We start from the raw sequence: 2,095 nt of genomic DNA on the forward strand, positions 1-2,095 counted from the left end.
AAACAATTTTAACCTCTAAAGTTATCAGTAAAGATACCAGGATTATTTAGCCCACACCAGGAAATCTGTCAGTTAAGCAACGCATCCAGCAGAAATCATTCCGATTTCCAAGACATCTCCCAAAAACGAAAACTGCTTAAAAATTCCACTTACTGTACAAATCCTCACGTATTAGACTCTCATCGCTGCGGCAAAATCCGCAACCGGAATTGGCGTTCCGACATCCCAATAGTGCTTGAGCTCGCGTAAATAGCGTCTCTCATTTGGCACAGCCCCTGCTCACCTTTACTATGGTGGCTCGGGCGAGGCAACCGTAAGGTTGGCCGGTAACATTGGGATCGGTACGCCAACTTCGCCCGAGCTACCACCAGGGTTTGGCGTCTCTGTTGGTGGCGTGAATTGCATCCAATGGAGTTAATGAAATGGAATATATCTTCACAATTACATGCTCTTCAACTACCTCCGCACCGGAGGCCCAAAATGCCTAACCTTTACGACAATACCCCGCTGGAACTGGAAGAGATCGTCGATCACTGCCGTGCGTTGTCTTATGCCATTGTGTCGCTGGATAATCCGCAGGCGAAAGATCTGCTGAGCTATATTCTGTGTGAACGGCTGGAAGTGCTGTATCAGACGCTGGAAATGCCATTCAGCGAGGATGATATAGTGGTGACAGACGTCGCGGAAGCACTGCCGCACTAAGCCGATCTGCAGACGTAAAAAAGCCAGCGCATATGCGCTGGCCTGATGATCCACGAGGCGTGCGGATTAGAAATCGTAGAAAACGGTCACCCAGGTCTGATCCGGTTCGTTGTCGGTAGAGTGCGCCAGTGTGCGTTCCACATAGACAGACAAGCCGTAACCGATAGTGGTACCCGCGCCCAGATAAACGTGGTTCGCGTGATATTCTTCGCCGCCTTTCAGTTGCAGAGAATCCGCTGCAACGTATGGCTGGATAGATTTCAGGAACGGTTTGTCGATATTAAAGGTATAACCGACAAAGCCTTCCACGCCGTAACCGCTGCCTGCAAAGTAATGATCGACAGGATTTTCACGGGTGCTTGGCACGAAATCTTTGTAATAGCTGCCGGTCCCGACGATATACCAGTTATTAGGCTGCCAGGTTAATGCCGTACCAGACAGCTGCTGATGATAATCTTTTTCGTTATATTGATTATCTTTGACCGTCGCATCAGTCAGGCTGTAAGCCGCACTCCAGACTAAATCTTTGGTGAGTTTATAATCGAAACCTAAACCGCCACCATTATTACGGCGATAATGCTGATTCTCGCCCGCCTGAATTTCATCTTCCGGCAATAAGTAGTTGGCATATAACGTCACAGGACCAAAGTCGTTGGTATATTTCAGGCTGCTTTTTGGCTTATTCGCACCATCGTAGCTACCGTTAATCCCAATACCCGTGCCGCCTGCATGACCATCGTTATCCCAGACATCACTTTTAATCCCGACGACGGAATAATAAATGCCGTACTGGTGGCCGTAGGTTAATGTCCCGTAACGGTCATCTTTAAAACCCGCATATAACTGACGCTGAGTGTCACGGCGTGAGCCTTCGGCATAGTGATCATCCATACCCAGCAGGTGCGCCATGTCCACGCCCAGCTCATAGTAAGCAATGACAGAGGTATCCTGCGTCAGTTTATAATCGCCGCGGAAGCGGAAGCGGGTACCGCCATCGTGACCATTTTTATAATAACCCGGCTCCGGGCCGTTATTGAAAATCCACTCAGGACGAATACTCCCGCCAACCTGCAAACTCAGCGGTGCCAGCAAAGCATTACTTTGAGGATTTTTATCTAAAACAGTAATCTCGGCTTGCGCGCTGGCAGATAATGCCGACAGCACGACGCCGCCAATTAGCATTGACGTTTTTAATTTGCTCATTATTACCCTGTCTTTATTATTTATGTGATGTGTGTGCGGTCTTGCGCCGCGTATAAATAATTAACATAGGTATGACGGGGGTCAAAGTGAAAATTCAGAAAGTTCCCTATAAGATAAAAATATGTTTAGCACAGATACTAAGCAATAAAATGTTTAAATGTAAATAAAAGAAACAATATCTGTATTATGG

2 protein-coding genes are annotated in these 2,095 nt (G+C 47.3%); one reads left to right on the forward strand and one right to left on the reverse strand.

What is annotated here, in order from left to right; genetic code table 11:
* Positions 1-480: 480 nt before the first annotated feature.
* Positions 481-702 (forward strand): hypothetical protein, encoded by a 222-nt coding sequence (locus J1785_RS01435; RefSeq protein ID WP_129991277.1) that lies wholly within the window; start codon positions 481-483, stop codon positions 700-702.
* Positions 703-768: 66 nt separating this feature from the next.
* Here J1785_RS01435 and J1785_RS01440 read toward each other — a convergent pair whose 3' ends face one another.
* Positions 769-1,905, reverse strand: coding sequence for a porin (locus J1785_RS01440; RefSeq protein WP_129953308.1), 1,137 nt, complete (start codon positions 1,903-1,905; stop codon positions 769-771).
* Positions 1,906-2,095 lie beyond the last annotated feature (190 nt).

It is taken from the genome of Rahnella perminowiae, assembly GCF_019049755.1.
In the GTDB taxonomy this organism is placed as follows: Bacteria; Pseudomonadota; Gammaproteobacteria; order Enterobacterales; family Enterobacteriaceae; genus Rahnella; species Rahnella perminowiae.